At 69.5% G+C, this 16,507-nt stretch carries 16 protein-coding genes; 8 read left to right on the forward strand and 8 right to left on the reverse strand.

The genetic code is table 11. The features are described from left to right. Window position 1 precedes the first annotated feature (1 nt). From AC1DWT_RS23045 to AC1DWT_RS23055, 3 genes are read right to left on the reverse strand one after another with little or no spacing between them, the layout of a single operon-like run. The gene (locus AC1DWT_RS23045; protein WP_072945275.1) at window positions 2-1,936 is read right to left on the reverse strand and encodes a fumarate reductase/succinate dehydrogenase flavoprotein subunit; all 1,935 of its coding nucleotides are present in this window, start codon (window positions 1,934-1,936) and stop codon (window positions 2-4) included. Window positions 1,937-1,957: 21 nt separating this feature from the next. Then, a complete protein-coding gene (locus AC1DWT_RS23050) occupies window positions 1,958-2,782 on the reverse strand; it encodes a hypothetical protein (RefSeq protein ID WP_206012648.1) in 825 nt (274 codons plus the stop codon). After that, window positions 2,779-3,063, reverse strand: coding sequence for a hypothetical protein (locus AC1DWT_RS23055; RefSeq protein WP_072945279.1), 285 nt, complete (start codon window positions 3,061-3,063; stop codon window positions 2,779-2,781). Before AC1DWT_RS23055 ends, AC1DWT_RS23050 begins: the two co-directional genes overlap by 4 nt. A gap of 171 nt (window positions 3,064-3,234) precedes the next feature. On the opposite strand from AC1DWT_RS23055, the gene AC1DWT_RS23060 reads away from it, so the two are divergent. Beyond that, window positions 3,235-3,621 carry a VOC family protein gene (locus AC1DWT_RS23060; protein ID WP_206012649.1) on the forward strand — a complete coding sequence of 129 codons (387 nt, stop codon included), beginning with the start codon at window positions 3,235-3,237 and terminating at the stop codon, window positions 3,619-3,621. 26 nt (window positions 3,622-3,647) lie between these two features. Further along, window positions 3,648-4,022: a VOC family protein gene (locus tag AC1DWT_RS23065; protein ID WP_167372214.1), complete on the forward strand. Its 375-nt coding sequence runs from the start codon at window positions 3,648-3,650 to the stop codon at window positions 4,020-4,022. 9 nt (window positions 4,023-4,031) lie between these two features. Here AC1DWT_RS23065 and bioD read toward each other — a convergent pair whose 3' ends face one another. Together bioD and AC1DWT_RS23075 are read right to left on the reverse strand one after the other, a co-directional pair. Further along, window positions 4,032-4,727, reverse strand: coding sequence for a dethiobiotin synthase (gene bioD / locus AC1DWT_RS23070; RefSeq protein ID WP_072945282.1), 696 nt, complete (start codon window positions 4,725-4,727; stop codon window positions 4,032-4,034). Next, a complete protein-coding gene (locus AC1DWT_RS23075) occupies window positions 4,724-5,878 on the reverse strand; it encodes an 8-amino-7-oxononanoate synthase (RefSeq protein ID WP_072945284.1) in 1,155 nt (384 codons plus the stop codon). The genes bioD and AC1DWT_RS23075 overlap by 4 nt, the downstream gene beginning before the upstream one ends. A gap of 65 nt (window positions 5,879-5,943) precedes the next feature. Here AC1DWT_RS23075 and AC1DWT_RS23080 point away from each other — a divergent pair, with 65 nt between their 5' ends. Genes AC1DWT_RS23080 through AC1DWT_RS23095 form a run of 4 tightly spaced genes read left to right on the forward strand, consistent with a single transcriptional unit; the run spans window position 5,944 to window position 12,927 of the window. Then, window positions 5,944-7,236, forward strand: a complete 1,293-nt coding sequence (locus AC1DWT_RS23080) for an adenosylmethionine--8-amino-7-oxononanoate transaminase (RefSeq protein ID WP_072945287.1) — start codon at window positions 5,944-5,946, stop codon at window positions 7,234-7,236. 54 nt (window positions 7,237-7,290) lie between these two features. Continuing rightward, complete coding sequence (gene glgX, locus AC1DWT_RS23085) at window positions 7,291-9,564, forward strand: glycogen debranching protein GlgX (RefSeq protein WP_477922369.1); 2,274 nt, start codon at window positions 7,291-7,293, stop codon at window positions 9,562-9,564. Between the two features lie 13 nt (window positions 9,565-9,577). Further along, on the forward strand, window positions 9,578-11,959 hold the full coding sequence (gene treY, locus AC1DWT_RS23090) for a malto-oligosyltrehalose synthase (RefSeq protein ID WP_206012650.1): 2,382 nt from the start codon (window positions 9,578-9,580) through the stop codon (window positions 11,957-11,959). A gap of 29 nt (window positions 11,960-11,988) precedes the next feature. After that, window positions 11,989-12,927 (forward strand): NADP-dependent oxidoreductase, encoded by a 939-nt coding sequence (locus tag AC1DWT_RS23095; RefSeq protein ID WP_072945303.1) that lies wholly within the window; start codon window positions 11,989-11,991, stop codon window positions 12,925-12,927. 16 nt (window positions 12,928-12,943) lie between these two features. On the opposite strand, the gene AC1DWT_RS23100 is transcribed toward AC1DWT_RS23095, so the two are convergent. Together AC1DWT_RS23100 and AC1DWT_RS23105 are read right to left on the reverse strand one after the other, a co-directional pair. Next, window positions 12,944-13,573, reverse strand: a complete 630-nt coding sequence (locus AC1DWT_RS23100; RefSeq protein ID WP_206012651.1) for a TetR/AcrR family transcriptional regulator — start codon at window positions 13,571-13,573, stop codon at window positions 12,944-12,946. A gap of 91 nt (window positions 13,574-13,664) precedes the next feature. Further along, on the reverse strand, window positions 13,665-13,853 hold the full coding sequence (locus tag AC1DWT_RS23105) for a DUF1918 domain-containing protein (RefSeq protein ID WP_005247576.1): 189 nt from the start codon (window positions 13,851-13,853) through the stop codon (window positions 13,665-13,667). 109 nt (window positions 13,854-13,962) lie between these two features. On the opposite strand from AC1DWT_RS23105, the gene AC1DWT_RS23110 reads away from it, so the two are divergent. Continuing rightward, window positions 13,963-14,112, forward strand: coding sequence for a hypothetical protein (locus tag AC1DWT_RS23110; protein WP_005260252.1), 150 nt, complete (start codon window positions 13,963-13,965; stop codon window positions 14,110-14,112). A gap of 40 nt (window positions 14,113-14,152) precedes the next feature. After that, window positions 14,153-15,886 (forward strand): malto-oligosyltrehalose trehalohydrolase, encoded by a 1,734-nt coding sequence (gene treZ / locus AC1DWT_RS23115; protein WP_206012652.1) that lies wholly within the window; start codon window positions 14,153-14,155, stop codon window positions 15,884-15,886. On the opposite strand, the gene AC1DWT_RS23120 is transcribed toward treZ, so the two are convergent. After that, on the reverse strand, window positions 15,853-16,507 hold a 655-nt coding region (locus AC1DWT_RS23120), incomplete at its 5' end, for an MFS transporter (protein ID WP_477922372.1). The two genes, treZ and AC1DWT_RS23120, sit on opposite strands and share 34 nt — an antisense overlap.

The following is a 16,507-nucleotide window of genomic DNA, read 5'->3' on the forward strand; positions in this document are numbered from 1 at the left end:
CTCAGGCCGTCCTTCCCGGATGTTCCGCGAGTTCGGCGTCGGTGTAGTACTTGGCCAGTTCGTCGATGTCGAACAACTCCAGCAGTTCCGGTCGCATCGGAAGCTGCGGCTCGCGGGTGACCGTGACGTCCGGGACCACGGAATCGGGGTGCGCGGACATGTCGCCGACGACGCTGCACACCAGCAGGGTGTTGCGCCACTCCGCCTCCATGCTCGGGTGGTCGTCGCGGGTGTGCCCGCCGCGACTTTCCGTGCGCAGCAGGGCCGCCTGCGCGACGCATTCGCTGACCAGCACCATGTTCCGCAGGTCCACGGCGAGGTGCCATCCCGGGTTGAACTGGCGGTGCCCCTCCACCTCCACGCCCCCGATCCGGCCCTTGATCTCCGTGAGTTTCTCCAAGGCGCGGACGATCTCGTCTTCCTTCCGGATGATGCCGACGAGGTCGTTCATGGTCTGCTGCAGTTCGGTGTGGAGCGTGTACGGGTTCTCGGTGGTACCGCCCTCCCCGACCGCGGGATCGAACGGCGACAACAGCATCCGCGCCGCCGCATCCACGGCGGCCGCGGAGACCACCGGCCGCTCCTGCAGCGACTTCACGTACTCCGCCGCCCCCAGTCCGGCGCGACGCCCGAACACGAGAAGGTCGGACAGCGAGTTGCCGCCGAGCCGGTTGGAGCCGTGCATCCCGCCCGAGCACTCCCCCGCGGCGAACAGACCCGCGACGCTGGACGACCCGCTGTCGGGGTCGACCTCGATGCCCCCCATCACGTAGTGGCAGGTGGGCCCGACCTCCATCTGTTCCTTGGTGATGTCGACGTCCGCGAGTTCCTTGAACTGGTGGTACATCGACGGCAGCCGCCGGACGATCTCGTCGGCGGGCATCCGCGAGGCGATGTCGAGGTACACGCCGCCGTGCGGGGTCTGCCGTCCGGCCTTGACCTCGGAGTTGATAGCGCGGGCCACCTCGTCGCGGGGCAGCAGATCCGGTGTGCGGCGGTTGTTGTCGGAATCCTTGTACCAGCCGTCGGCCTCTTCCTCGGTCTCCGCGTACTGCCCTTTGAAGACCGGCGGGATGTACGAGAACATGAACCGCTCGCCCTCGGAGTTCTTCAGGACCCCGCCGTCGCCGCGGACGCCTTCCGTCACGAGGATGCCCTTGACGCTCGGCGGCCACACCATGCCGGTGGGGTGGAACTGCACGAACTCCATGTTGATGAGGTTGGCGCCTGCGCGGAGAGCGAGGGCGTGACCGTCGCCGGTGTACTCCCACGAGTTCGACGTCACCTTGAACGACTTGCCGATCCCGCCCGTGGCCATCACCACGGCGGGTGCCTCGAACAGCACGAAACGTCCACTCTCGCGCCAGTATCCGAAGGCACCCGAGATCCGGTCGCCGTCCTTGGTCAGCTCGGAGATGGTGCACTCGGCGAAGATCTTGATCCGCGCCTCGTAATCGCCGGTGGCGGCGAAATCTTCCTGCTGCAACGACACGATCTTCTGCTGCATGGTGCGGATCAGTTCCAGCCCGGTGCGGTCACCGACGTGCGCGAGCCGCGGATACGTGTGACCGCCGAAGTTGCGCTGGCTGATCCGGCCGTCGGGGGTCCGGTCGAACAGGGCCCCGTACGTTTCGAGTTCCCACACCCGGTCGGGAGCCTCCCGGGCGTGCAGTTCGGCCATCCGCCAGTTGTTGAGGAACTTGCCGCCGCGCATCGTGTCCTGGAAATGCGTCTGCCACGTGTCCTTCTCGTTGGCGTTCCCCATCGCGGCGGCGCAACCGCCCTCCGCCATGACGGTGTGCGCCTTGCCGAACAGCGACTTGCAGACGACGGCCACGGACAGGCCCTGCTCCCGGGCCTCGATGACGGCTCGCAGTCCGGCGCCCCCGGCACCGATGACCACGACGTCGTACTGGTGCCGTTCGACTTCCGTCATTCCACTCCCTCTTCGGTGAAGTCAGTTGATCAGGCGCAGGTCGGAGATGGTGCCGCTCGCCACGAGCATCACGTAGAAGTCGGTGACGATCAGTGTGGCGAGGGTGGTCCAGGCGAGCTGCATGTGCCGGGTGTTCAGTTTGCTGACCCCGGTCCAGAGGCGGTATCGGATCGGGTGCCGGGAGAAGTGGGTGAGCCTGCCGCCGGTGACGTGCCTGCAGGAATGGCAGGAGACGGTGTACGCCCAGAGCAGGATCACGTTGCCGACCATGATGAGGGTGCCGAGCCCGATTCCGAAGCCGCCGTCGGCGCCGTGGAACGCGCGGATCGCGTCGTACGTGTTGATCAGCGACACGACGAGTGCGACGTAGAAGAAGTAGCGGTGCGCGTTCTGGACGATCAGCGGCAGCCGCGTCTCCCCCGTGTATTTGCCGTGTGGTTCCGCGACCGCACACGCGGGCGGCGAGAACCACACCGACCGGTAGTAGGCCTTGCGGTAGTAGTAGCACGTGAGCCGGAAGCCGAGCAGGAACGGCAGCACCAGGAACCCCAGCGGGATAAGCATCGGCAACTCGCCGATGGGTGTCCCGAAGTCGCTCGAACCGGGCACGCACGAATCGCTCAGGCACGGCGAGTAGAACGGCGTCAGGTAGTGGTAGTCCTCGACGAAGTACGCCGTGCGGACCCACGACCGGACCGATGCGTACACCACGAAGACGGACAGGCCGAGCACCGTCAGCAGCGGCGCCAGCCACCACCGGTCGGTGCGGAGCGTGCGTTCCGCGATCCGGGCACGCGTCGGCGCCCCCACACCGGCACTTTCGGAATTCTTCGGCGGCGCGCTCATCCGCGCTCGTAGTGGAGCCCGCCCAGCCCCTCGTCATCGATACCGAGCCACATCGACGCGTCGTACGGGGTGTCCGACACCTTGATTCGTTCCACCGGTTCGCGGTGGACGACGTTCGGTGGCGAGGAGTCGAGGTCGCGCGCGTCGATCTCGAGGCGCTCCAGATCGTTGCTCAGCCGCCGCACGGATGCGGCGTCGCCGTACATCGTTCGCAACGAACCGACTGCGCGCCGGAGGCGGTCGATGGTGCGATTCAATTCGAGCATTTCGGAGGTCGACATGTGACCCCTCCCAACCCAGCCGGATGTATCCGTGACCTGAATCACACTACCGATATTCCGGGAACCCGGGGCAGCTTTCGGCCCGCGGAAAACCGGGGCGATGAATTTCGCCGGGCGGCCGAGTCGATACCTGTAGGACAACCCAAACCGAACCCTCACCGGGAGGAAATCATGGCCGACGCCACCATCGGAAGCATCCTGCTCACCAGCACACACCCCGAACGATTGCGGGACTGGTACACGGCCGCGTTCTCGCCGAAGGTCGACCGCACGCCCGGCGAACCGGGCTACGACGTCCTCGATTTCGACGGTTTCTCCATCATGCTCGACCGGCGCGACGACGTCGGCGACACGAACCCCGAACCCGGGCGTGTCCTCCTCAACGTCGAGGTCGGCGACGCCCGCGCCGCGGCCGGCCGCCTCGACGAGCTCGGGGCGACGTGGCTGTCCCCGCTCGAGGATCGTGACGGCAGCTGGTTCGGCACCGCCGTCGACCCCGACGGCAACTACGTTCAGATCATCCAGCTCAGCGCGCGGGCGCGCGCCGAGATGTCCTGACCACCGGCAGTGGAAGAGAGACCGACATGTTGAACAACGCCAGAGCATTCAGCGGATTCGCCGTCGACGACATCGCCGCGGCCAAATCCTTCTACAGCGACACCCTGGGGCTCGAGGTCACCGAGGAGGAGATGGGCCTGCTGGGCCTGCATCTCCCCCAGGGTCCCGTGGTGCTGATCTACCCGAAACCCGATCACACGCCTGCGACGTTCACGATCCTGAACTTCGCGGTCGACGACGTCGAGAAGGCCGTCGACGCGCTCACCGAACGCGGGATCCGGTTCCTGCGGTACGACGGTTTCGATCAGGACGACAAGGGAATCATGCGCGGCAACGGGCCGGACATCGCCTGGTTCACCGACCCGGCAGGCAACGTGCTGTCGGTGCTCGCGGAATCCTGACCGTCCCGCTCAGCGAGCCGTGATCGTCGCCTTCAGCCACGTACCGTCGAACCACGTGGACGCGGACGCGGCGAACGACGCCGGGTCGAGACGGCCGCTGCCCGCCGGGATCGAGCCGGCCAGTTCGACGCCCGTCACCGCGGGCAGGTCGTCCAGATTGCACCGCTCGGCGAGTCCGGGCTCGTCCGGCCACGACCCGATCACCGTGCCCGCGCAGGCGATCCCTGCCGCCGCCAGAGCCCGGGTCGTGAGTTCGGTGTGGTTGAGCGTGCCGAGTCCGGCCGCCGCGACCACGACGGCCGGTGCGCCGAGCGTGAGCGCGAGATCGACGAGCGTGAAGCCCTCGGCGCCCATCCGCACCAGCAACCCGCCCGCACCCTCGACGAGGACCAGATCGTGCCGGTCGGCGAGGGCGCGGACCGACTCGACGACGTCGCCGCACCGCAGCATCGGCAGGCCGCTGCGCCGGGCGGCGGTGTCGGGGGCCAGTGGCTCCGGATAGCGGGCAAGTTCCACCACCGCAGTGACACCGGACAGGCGGGTCACCTCCGCCAGATCGCCCGGTTCTCCTGGCGCGACCCCGGTCTGCGCGGGCTTGCACACCGCGACGGACAGCCCCGCCTCGCGCGCGGCCGCCGCGAGCGCCGCCGTCACCACCGTCTTGCCGACGTCCGTCGACGTTCCGGTGACCATGAGGATGCTCATGCCGACGCCCCCGCCAGGACGTCGGTGAGCACGGACTCGATCCGGGCCAGTTCGTCCTGATCGAGCGTCGCGCGGGCGGTGAGCCGCAGCCGCGACGTGCCCTCGGGCACCGACGGGGGCCGGAAGCAGCCGACGTGCAGCCCCTGCTCGCGGCAGGCGGCCGCAGCGTCGAAGGCGCGTTGCGGATCCCCGAGGATCACCGAGACCACCGCCGACTCCGGTGCCGCGGCACCGGTGAACCGCGCGAGATCCCGGGCGCGGTTCAGGACGGAGTCGGCGCGGTGCGGTTCACGCCGCAGAACGGCGAGGGCGGCCCGGGCCGCACCGACGGCGGCCGGGGCCAGTCCGGTGTCGAAGATGAACGTGCGCGCGGCGTCGACGAGATGTGCGCGCACCTTCTCCGACGCCAGCACCACACCGCCCTGGCTGGCCAACGACTTCGACAGCGTGGCCGTGACGACGATGTCGGGTTCGCCCGCGAGCCCCACCTCGTGCACGAGTCCGCGGCCCCCTGCGCCACGGACTCCGACACCGTGGGCCTCGTCCACCACGAGAAACGCGCCGTACTCGCGGCACACGCGGTGCAGGTCGACGAGGGGCGCGAGATCACCGTCCGCGCTGAACACCGAATCCGTGACGACCAGCGCCCGCTCTTCCGGCCGGGTGGCCAGTGCGCTGCGGACGAAGTCGAGATCGGCGTGCGGTGCGACGGCGACCCTGGCCCGGGACAGCCGGCACGCGTCGACCAGCGACGCGTGGCTGCCCGCGTCGGAGACGATCAGCGATCCGGCGCCGGACAGTGCGGTGACGGCGCCGAGATTGGCGGTGTATCCCGAGGAGAACACCAGCCCGGCGTCGGCGCCGACGAATTCGGCCAGTTCCGTTTCGAGCAGTTCGTGCTCGGTGGTCGAACCGGTGACCAGTCGCGAGCCGGTGGCTCCGGCGCCCCACCGCCGCAGCGCGGTCATCGCGCCGTGCAGCACCTCGGGGTGCCGTACGAGCCCGAGGTAGTCGTTGGACGCCAGATCGATGAGCGCGCTGCCCGGCGTGCGTGGACGCAGCTCGCGGCGCAGTCCCGCAGCGCGCCGCCGCTCCTCGACGTCGTCGAGCCAGGTGGTGAAGGTGTGGTCGGTACTCACACTCGGCACCATACGCGACTTGAACGGTGTTCAACCCGGGTGGACCCGTTTTTCCTCCGATGGCTAGGGTCGAGACCGTGACCTCCCCGAGCCTGTCCGCCGACGACATCACCTCCCTCGATGCCTCCCTGCTCTGGCATCCGTACGGCGCCTTTCCCGCGTCGACCACCCCGCTCGTGGTGGCCGAGGCGAGCGGCACCCGCCTCACACTCGCCGACGGACGCGAACTCGTCGACGGCATGAGTTCGTGGTGGGCGGCGGTCCACGGCTACCGGCATCCCGTCCTCGACGCGGCGGCGACCGCGCAGCTCGGCCGGATGAGCCACGTGATGTTCGGCGGGCTGACCCACGAACCGGCCGCGCGGCTCGCCCAGCTGCTCGTGGAGATCACCCCGGACGGACTCGACAAGGTGTTCCTCGCCGATTCCGGTTCGGTGTCCGTCGAAGTCGCCGTCAAGATGTGCCTGCAGTACTGGCGCAGTCGCGGCAGGCCGGAGCGGCATCGGCTGCTGACCTGGCGCGGCGGCTATCACGGCGACACGTTCGCGCCGATGAGCGTCTGCGACCCGGACGGCGGCATGCATTCCCTGTGGACGGACGTTCTCGCGCGGCAGGTCTTCGCGGGACCGCCGCCGCGCGAGTTCGACCCGCGGTACGTCGCGGAGTTCGAGCGCCTGGTGGCCGCGCACACCGGCGAACTGGCGGCCGTCATCGTGGAGCCGGTGGTGCAGGGCGCCGGAGGCATGCGTTTCCACGACCCCCGGTACCTCTCGGAGCTGCGCCGCATCTGCGACGAGCACGGGCTCCTGCTGGTGTTCGACGAGATCGCCACGGGCTTCGGCCGCACCGGCGAACTGTTCGCCGCGGACCACGCCGGGACCCGCCCCGACATCATGTGCGTCGGCAAGGCCCTCACCGGCGGATACCTGACCCTCGCCGCGACGCTCTGCTCCACCGACGTCGCCGAGACCATCAGCGCCGGCGACGCAGGCGGGCTGATGCACGGCCCCACGTTCATGGCGAACCCGCTGGCCTGCGCCGTCGCGGTGGCGTCGATCGAACTCCTGCTGTCGCGCGACTGGCGCGGCGAGGTCGAGGACGTGCGCCGGGGGCTCGAATCGGGTCTCGCGCCTGCCTGGGAACTGCCCGGCGTCCGGGACGTCCGGGTGCTCGGCGCGATCGGAGTGATCGAACTCTCCGAGCCCGTCGACATGCGGGCCGCAACCGACGCCGCGGTGGCGGCGGGGACCTGGTTGCGGCCCTTCCGCAACCTGATCTACGCGATGCCGCCGTACGTGTGCACCAGCGAGGACGTGCGGAAGATCACAACCGGAATGCTTGCTGCCGCACGGACCTCCACCCGGGGCTGACGGTGCGCTCTCGTCGGGCTGAGAGCGACGCGAACGCGGGCTAGTGTTCTCGATATGGAAGCGAGCGAGTCGACCGGCACCACGCCCATTCCCGTGTGGCCCGGCAGCGCCTACCCGCTGGGCGCCACCTACGACGGGGCCGGGACGAACTTCTCCTTGTTTTCCGAGGTCGCCGAGGCGGTCGATCTGTGCCTGATCGCGAAGGACGGCACGGAGACGCGGGTGCGCCTCGACGAGGTCGACGGCTACGTGTGGCATGCATACCTGCCGACCGTCGTGCCCGGGCAGCGGTACGGGTACCGGATCCACGGCCCCTGGAACCCCTCGGCCGGGCACCGCTGCGACCCCAGCAAGCTTCTCCTCGACCCCTACGGCAAGGCGTTCGACGGCGAATTCGACGGCGACCGGTCCCTGTTCTCCTACGACATCGACGCGTCCGCGGAGGACGCCCTCGCGGACGCCGGGGACGAGGAATCCGGGGACGACCCGCTGATCGTCGACACCGACGACGACATCGAGGCGGAGGACGCCGAGGACGCACGCGCAGCGGAAGCCGAGGCCGACTCGGCGCCGGGACTGCCCGGACACGATTCGCTCGGCCACACGATGACGACGGTCGTGATCAACCCGTTCTTCGACTGGGCCGCCGACCGCGCACCGAAGCACCCGTACCACGACACCGTGATCTACGAGGCCCACGTCAAGGGCATGACGGCGACGCATCCCGGTGTGCCGGAAGAACTTCGCGGCACGTATGCGGGCCTCGCGCATCCGGTGATCATCGACCACCTCGTCGACCTCGGCGTCACCGCGATCGAACTGATGCCGGTGCACCAGTTCATGCACGATCAGACCCTGCTCGACAAGGGGTTGCGGAACTACTGGGGCTACAACACGTTCGGCTTCCTGGCCCCGCACACCGGGTATTCGTCGGCGGAGAAGCCGGGCGCCGCGGTGTCGGAGTTCAAGGCGATGGTCCGCTCGTTCCACGAGGCGGGCATCGAGGTCATCCTCGACGTCGTCTACAACCACACCGCCGAGGGCAACCATCTCGGTCCGACCATCTCGTTCCGCGGCATCGACAACGCCGCCTACTACCGGCTCGTCGACGGCGACGCCGAGCACTACATGGACTACACGGGCACCGGGAACAGCCTCAACGCCCGGCACCCGCACACCCTGCAGCTGATCATGGACTCGCTGCGGTACTGGGTCACCGAGATGCACGTCGACGGCTTCCGCTTCGACCTCGCGTCCACGCTCGCCCGCGAACTGCACGACGTCGACCGGCTCTCCGCGTTCTTCGACCTCGTCCAGCAGGATCCGATCGTCAGCCAGGTCAAGCTCATCGCCGAACCCTGGGACATCGGCGAGGGCGGCTACCAGGTGGGCAACTTCCCCGGACTGTGGACGGAGTGGAACGGCAAGTACCGGGACACCGTCCGCGACTACTGGCGGGGCGAACCGGCGACGCTCGGCGAATTCGCGTCCCGGCTCACCGGCTCCTCCGACCTGTACGAGGCGACCGGCCGCCGCCCCGGCGCGAGCATCAACTTCGTCATCGCCCACGACGGGTTCACCCTGCACGACCTGGTGTCGTACAACGAGAAGCACAACGAGGCCAACGGCGAGGACAACAACGACGGCGAGAGCCACAACCGGTCCTGGAACTGCGGCGTCGAGGGACCCACGGACGATCCGGAGATCCTCGATCTGCGGGGGCGGCAGACCCGCAACATCCTGGCCACCCTCCTGCTCAGCCAGGGGACGCCGATGCTCGCGCACGGTGACGAGATGGGCCGCACCCAGCAGGGCAACAACAACGTGTACTGCCAGGACTCGGAACTGTCGTGGATGGACTGGTCGCTGGGGGACACCAACGCCGACCTCGTCGAGTTCACCAAACGGGTCATCGCGCTGCGGATGAAGAATCCGGTGTTCCGCCGCCGCCGGTTCTTCGAGGGCACCCCCATCCGCAGCGGCGACCAGACCCGTGACATCGCCTGGCTCACCCCGTCCGGTGAGGAGATGACCCCCGAGGACTGGGACAGTGGTTTCGGGAAGTCCCTTGCGGTGTTCCTCAACGGCGAGGGCATCCCCGAACCCAACCACCGCGGCGAGCGGGTGGTCGGCGACTCGTTCCTGCTGTGTTTCAACGCGCACGACGAGGAGATCGAGTTCTCCACGCCGAACTCCGATTACGCCGACGAGTGGGCGGTCGTGCTCGACACCGCCGTGCCGACGGGGGCGARGGACGCGGTGATCAAGGCCGGGAATTCGCTGCAGGTCGAGGCCCGGTCGCTGGTCGTGCTGCGCCGGACCGCCTGAGCCGGGGACGACGATGGGGATCACGGCGACCTACCGGCTGCAACTGCGCGGAGACTGCTTCACCCTGGCGGACGCCGCCGCCGTCGCCGACTATCTGGACGACCTCGGGATCTCGCACGTCTACCTGTCGCCGATCCTGACGGCCACCACCGGTTCGACCCACGGTTACGACGTCACCGACGTGACCCGCGTGTCCCCCGCCCTCGGTGGCCGGGAGGCGCTGGCCGCGCTGTCACGGGAGTTGCGCGGCCGCGGCATGGGCATCGTCGTCGACTTGGTCCCCAACCATGTGGGGGTCGCGAATCCGCGTGAGAACGCCTGGTGGTGGGACGTTCTCACGCACGGTCGCGGCTCCGGGTACGCCGACTTCTTCGACATCGACTGGAGCGAAGACAACGGCGCGGGCGGACGGCTCGCGCTGCCCGTCCTCGGGTCGGACGCCGACCTCGAGTCGCTGACCGTCGACCGCTCGGGACCGGAGCCGCTGCTCGCGTTCTACGAGCACCGGTTCCCCATCGCCCCCGGCACGGACGCGACCGAGCCGGAGTCGGTGCACGACGCGCAGGCGTACCGCCTGGTTCCGTGGAACTCCGGGCTCATCGGGTACCGCCGATTCTTCGCGGTCAGCGAACTGGCCGGGATCCGTCAGGAAGATCCCCGCGTGTTCGAGGCCTCGCACCGCGAACTGCGGAGCTGGGTGGCGGACGAGTTGATCGACGGCGTGCGCATCGACCACCCCGACGGGTTGTCCGATCCGGCCGAATACCTCGACCGGCTGCGCGGCGTGATCGGCGCGGACCGCTGGCTCGTGATCGAGAAGATCCTCGGCCACTCCGAACCCCTGGACGATCACCTGCCGATCGAGGGCACCACCGGCTACGACGCACTGGCCGAACTCGGCGGCGTGTTCGTCGACCCGTCGGGAGCTCCCGCGCTGACCGCCCTGTCGGCGTCCCGCACGGGCGACCGGGGTGACGCGACGTGGATCCACGGGCACGAAACCGCGATCAAACGCGACGTCGCGAGCACCGGCCTCGCCCCGGAGATCCGGCGCCTCGTCCGCGCGATCCGCGCGGAGACCGGCACCGATTGCGCAGATCCTGACCTGCGCGACGCCGTGGTGGACGTCGTCGCGGCGATGCCCGTGTACCGGTCCGACTACAGCCCGCTCGCCGGGCTCGCGACCCGCGTGATCGGTGACGCCGCGCGGCGCGAACCGGGGCGGTCCGCGGCGCTGTCCGCCCTCGCCGCCGCCCTGATCGCCGGCGGTGAGGCGGCCACCCGCTTCCAGCAGGTCTGCGGCGCGGTGATGGCGAAATCCGTGGAGGACTGCCTGTTCTACCGCACGGCCCGGCTGGTGTCGCTGCAGGAGGTGGGCGGCAACCCCGCGAACGTCGGCGTCTCCCCCGCCGAATTCCACCTCGCCGCGGCCGAGCGCGCCACCCGGTGGCCGCAGGCGATGACGACGCTCTCGACGCACGACACCAAACGCGGCGAGGACGTCCGCGCCCGGATCGGCATCCTGTCGCAGGTGCCGGACCTGTGGGCCGAATGCGTCGACCAGTGGGAGCGCATTGCCCCCAGCCCCGATCCCGCCACCGGACTGTTCCTGTGGCAGAACCTGTTCGGGGTGTGGCCGGTCGACGGCCGGGCCGCGGGCGAGGTGCCCGGCTTCCGTGACCGCGTCCACGCGTACGCGGAGAAGGCCGTCCGGGAAGCCGGGACCCGGACGTCGTGGAACGACGTGAACGAGGACTTCGAACGCGACCTCCACCGCTGGCTGGACACGGTGATCGACGGCACCGTCGGCAAGGCCCTCGGATCGCTGTGCACGCAACTGGCGCCGCACGCCTGGTCCGATGCGCTCGGCCAGAAGCTCCTCCAGCTGTGCGGGCCCGGGATCCCGGACGTGTACCAGGGCACCGAACTGTGGGAGGACTCGCTCGTCGACCCCGACAATCGCCGCCCCGTGGACTACGACGTGCGGCGGACCGCGCTCGCGGGGCTGGGCACCCCTCCGGTCGACGCCACCGGCGCGGCGAAGATGCACGTCGTACAGACGGCCCTGCGCCTGCGCCGGGACCGTCCGGGGAGCTTCGTGGGCGGCACGTACGCGCCGGTCTTCGCATCGGGGACCGCGGCCGAGCACCTGATCGGTTTCACCCGCGGGCCCCAGGGATCGGCGCCGGACGTCGCGGCCCTGGCCACCCGGCACAGCGTGGGGCTGCAACAGGACGGCTGGGGCGACACCGCGGTGACCCTCCCGGACGGAACCTGGACCGACCTGCTCACCTCCGCGACGCACCCCGGCGGCCGCGTCGACACGTCCACCCTGTTCGCCCGCTACCCCGTGGTGCTGCTGGCCCGTGAGTACTTCTTAACCGCCCGCGGTTAAGAAGTACTCACAGGGGTACTGGCCTGTGTATGCGACGTGTGGTTGCCCGGGCGTACGGAGGGCCGGAGGTCCTCGCGTTGGTCGATGCGGAACCGGCGGGTCCGGCACCGGGTGAGGTGGTGATCGAGGTCCGCGCGATCGGGGTCAACCCGATCGACTACAAGCTGTACAGCGGCGCGTTCGGCGCCGATCCCGCCGTCCTGCCGATGCGGCTGGGCAGCGAGGCGGCGGGCGTCGTCGCGGAGGTGGGTGACTCCGCCACGGGGCCGAGGGGCCCGATCGCGGTGGGCGACGAGGTGATCGCGTACCCGTTGTCGGAGGCCTACGCGGACCGGCTTGTGGTGTCCGGTGATTCGGTGGTCCCGAAACCGGCGTCGTTGCCGTGGAACGAGGCCGCCGGACTTCTCGCGGTGGGTGCCACTGCGGTCGACACCCTCGACACGGCGAACGTCGGCACCGGCGACCTGCTGCTCGTGCACGGCGCGGCAGGCGGCGTGGGGTCGTTCGTCGTGCAGTTGGCCCGGGCCCGCGGCGCCACGATCATCGGCACTGCCCGCCCCGGCAACCACGACTACGTGCGGTCGCTCGGCGCGACCCCGGTGTCGTACGGGGACGGCCTGAGCGACCGGATCCGTGTCCTGGCACCGGACGGGGTGGACGCCGTCATCGATACCGCGGGCAGCGACGAGGCCGTCGACGTGTCCGTGGACCTGGTGCGGGACCGGTCGCGGTTGGTGACGACCGTCCCGGGGACACGGGCGGGCGAGGCCGGGTTCCGGATCGTGGGGGCGCTGGGGCCGGAAGGCATGGAACTGCGTAAACGTTTCCGAGCCGCCCTCGTCGACCTCGCCGGCAACGGTGACGTGCGGGTGCGGGTCGCGCGCACGTACGCGCTGTCGGAGGCGGCGCGCGCTCACGCCGATCTCCGGAAGCCGCACGCGGCGGGCAAATTCATCCTGTTGCCGTAGGCGGGGATGTCGGCCCTCAGTAGAGCAGACCGGCCCGGATCGTCGCCTTCACCCAGTTCCGGTACTCGTCGACATCCCACCCGCACTGCACGCGCAGCATCGAATACACCTGCGGCGACACGACCGTGAACAGCACGTCGGCGGCCCGCTGGACGGAGATCTCGGGGCGCAGCAGTTCGTGGGCGGCGAGTCCCTCGGCGAGGGTCATCGCATTCTCGGCGGACGCCCGCGCGCCCTCGTCGGCGAACCGCCGCATGTCCTCGTCCGCCCCCGAGGATTCGATCGACGTCGCCATCAGGGTTCCGGCCCGCTCCAGGACGTCGGTGCTGTAGCCCACCATCTGTTCGAGGATCCGCTCCACCGGGTCGCCGTCCCGGGGTGTGCGGGCACCACGCGCGGCGTCGGTCTCGCCCTGAATCGCCGCGTGCAGTGCCTGGTGGAACAGTTCCGCCTTGCCGCCCGGAAACACGGTGAACACCGTGCGGGTCGACACCCCGGCTGCTTCGGCCACGTTTCGCACCGTGGTGCTGACGTATCCGCGTTCGGTGAACAACCGGGCCGCGGCATCCCGGACGAGGAGGCGGGTCCGGCGCGCCGATTCCGCACGCAGCGGCGAAGAGTAGGGCCTCTTGGCGGAGTCGGGCACGGTCTCACGATAGACGCATTCGATTCATCGACCGTGCAACCAATGAGGCACGGCGATCCGCCGCGCCTGGACCGGGCGAAACGCCCGATGCCTACGACTTCGGGTGTTCCACCCAGGCATCGGATCCGGGAAACACGAGGGCCTCGTGGCCGTCGTCGTATCGGACGAGATAGGGCGGTTCGCCGTTCTCGCCGTGTACCTCCACGACCTCGGCGGTCGTCTCGTGCACTCCGACCACCCGGCCTTGAACGTGCAACCGGTCTCCCACTGCTACGTGCATGACTGCTCCTCGCGACGTTCGAGTCCGTACTCTCAGCTTGCTACTTCCGGATGCGGGGCGAAAGGGCCGACTCGCCGCCATCTCTGCCGCCGTGTGCCATCGTGGGGACATGGCTACGTATCGATACCTCGACAAGGACCGTAACGTGCTCGAGGAGCAGGACTTCGGCACCGTACAGGACGCCGAGGAACACCGGTTGTCGGTTCTCGGCGCCGAGATCATCGAGGAGGTCGAGGACTCCGGCACGCCCGAGAGCTGACTGTCCTGCGCGGCCCGCCCGGCCGAGGCATGCTGATCGGGTGCACACATTCGAGGTATGGGCCCCGATCCCGACATCGGTTTCCGTGGAGGTCGACGGCAGGCGCCACGAGATGACCCCGTCACCGGACGGGTGGTGGCGGGCCGACGTCGACGCGTCACCGGACTCCCGGTACGCGTTCCTCCTCGACGGCAGTGACACCCCGCTCCCCGATCCCCGGTCGCCGCGCCAGCCCGACGGCGTGCACAGCGCGTCCCAGCTCCACACCCTCGACGAGAGCCTCTGGACCGACTCGCAGTGGACCGGGCGGCAGCTCGCCGGCTCCGTCGTCTACGAATTGCACGTCGGCACGTTCACTCCGGAGGGCACCTTCGCCGCCGCGGTCGACCGGCTCGACCATCTCGTCGGCCTCGGCGTGGATTTCGTCGAACTGATGCCCGTCAACGGGTTCAACGGAACCCACAACTGGGGATACGACGGCGTCCTCTGGTACACGGTGCACGAGGGCTACGGCGGACCGGACGGGCTGCAGACCCTCGTCGACGCGTGCCACGCCCGCGGTCTCGGCGTGGTCCTCGACGCCGTCTACAACCACCTCGGACCGTCGGGGAACTACCTCGACCGGTACGGCCCGTACCTGGCGCAGGGCGCCAACACCTGGGGCCGCAGCATCAACCTGGACGGACCGGACAGCGGCGAGGTGCGCCGCTACATCATCGGCAACGCGCTGCGGTGGTTCCGCGAGTTCCACATCGACGCGCTCCGACTCGACGCCGTCCACGCGCTCGTCGACCACACCGCCACCCATCTTCTCGAGGAACTGGCCATCGAGACCCGCCGATTGTCCGCGCACCTGAGGCGACCGCTGACGCTCATTGCCGAGAGCGACCTCAACGATCCGCGCCTGATCACGTCGCGGTCGGCAGGCGGCTGCGGCCTCGACGCCCAGTGGGACGACGACGTGCATCACGCCATCCACGCTGCGGTGTCGGGCGAGAGGCAGGGCTATTACGGAGATTTCGGTTCGATGGCCTGCCTCGCGGACACGCTGCGCCAGGGCTGGTTCCATGCGGGCACGTTCTCGACGTTCCGGGGTCGCACGCACGGCAGGCCGCTGGACACGCGGCGGACCCCTGCCAGTTCGCTGGTCACGTACACGTGCACGCACGATCAGATCGGCAACCGGGCGACCGGCGACCGGCCCGGCACGTATCTCGATTCCGGGCAGCTCGCCGTGAAGGCGGCGCTCGTGCTCTGCTCGCCGTTCACGCCGATGCTGTTCATGGGCGAGGAGTGGGGGGCGAGCACCCCGTTCCAGTTCTTCACCTCGCACCCGGAGCCGGACCTCGCGCGGGCGACGGCGGAGGGACGCAAGGCCGAGTTCGCGGAGCACGGCTGGAGCACGGACGACGTTCCCGACCCGCAGGACCCGGAGACGTTCGAGCGGTCCAAGCTCGACTGGGACGAACCCGTCCGGCAGCCGCATGCCCGGCTGCTGGACTGCTATCGCTCGCTGCTGCGGCTACGGCGGGAGCGCGCCGAGCTGACGGACCCGTGGCTCGAGAACCTGTCCGTCGACTACGACGAGGCGCAGCAGTGGATCGTGGTGCACCGCGGCGCACTTCGCCTCGCCTGCAACCTGGGTGCCGAACCGGTGACCGTCCCGGTCGGCGGCTCCCCCGTGCTCTGGTGGGAGCCGCCGACGCAGGACGGGACCGGGTCGGCGACGGTGCTACCGGGTCACTCGTTCGTGGTGCTCGACAGCTCACCCTGACGGTCGCGCAGCATCCGCAGGACGAGGATCGCGGTCGTGAACAGGATCACGGCCGTCGCGCCCGCGGCGACGTGCATGCCGTCGACGAACGCCGACTGCGCGGACTCCAGGAACACTGCCCGCGCCGCCTCGGGAAGATGCTGAGCCTCCGCGACCGCGGCGCCGAGCGTGCCCTGGGCGGGCTCGATCTGTTCCTGCGGCAGCATCGACGTGTCGAGGCCGTTCCGGAAGATCGCCATGACGACGCTGCCGAGCACGGCGACACCGAGCGCGATGCCGAGTTCGTACGCGGTCTCGGACACCGCGGAGGCGGCGCCGGCCCGTTCGGGCTCGACGGCGCTCACCACGAGGTCGGACGTCAGCGTCAACGCGATACCGACACCCGCTCCGGCGAGACCGAAGCCGACCACGAACATCGTCGGGGCACCGTCCACGCCGAGCGTGAGCATCAGTGCCGCACCCACACCCGCGACGGCGAGGCCGCCGCCGAGCACGTGCGAGGTGGCCCACCGGCGCACCATCCAGGCCGCTGCGAGCGCGGTGACCGCGCTCATCAGCATCCCGGGCAGCATCAGCACACCCGATTCGAACGCAGTGTTGCCGAGCACCAACTGCAGGTAC

Source organism: Rhodococcus sp. P4_B6 (assembly GCF_056402215.1).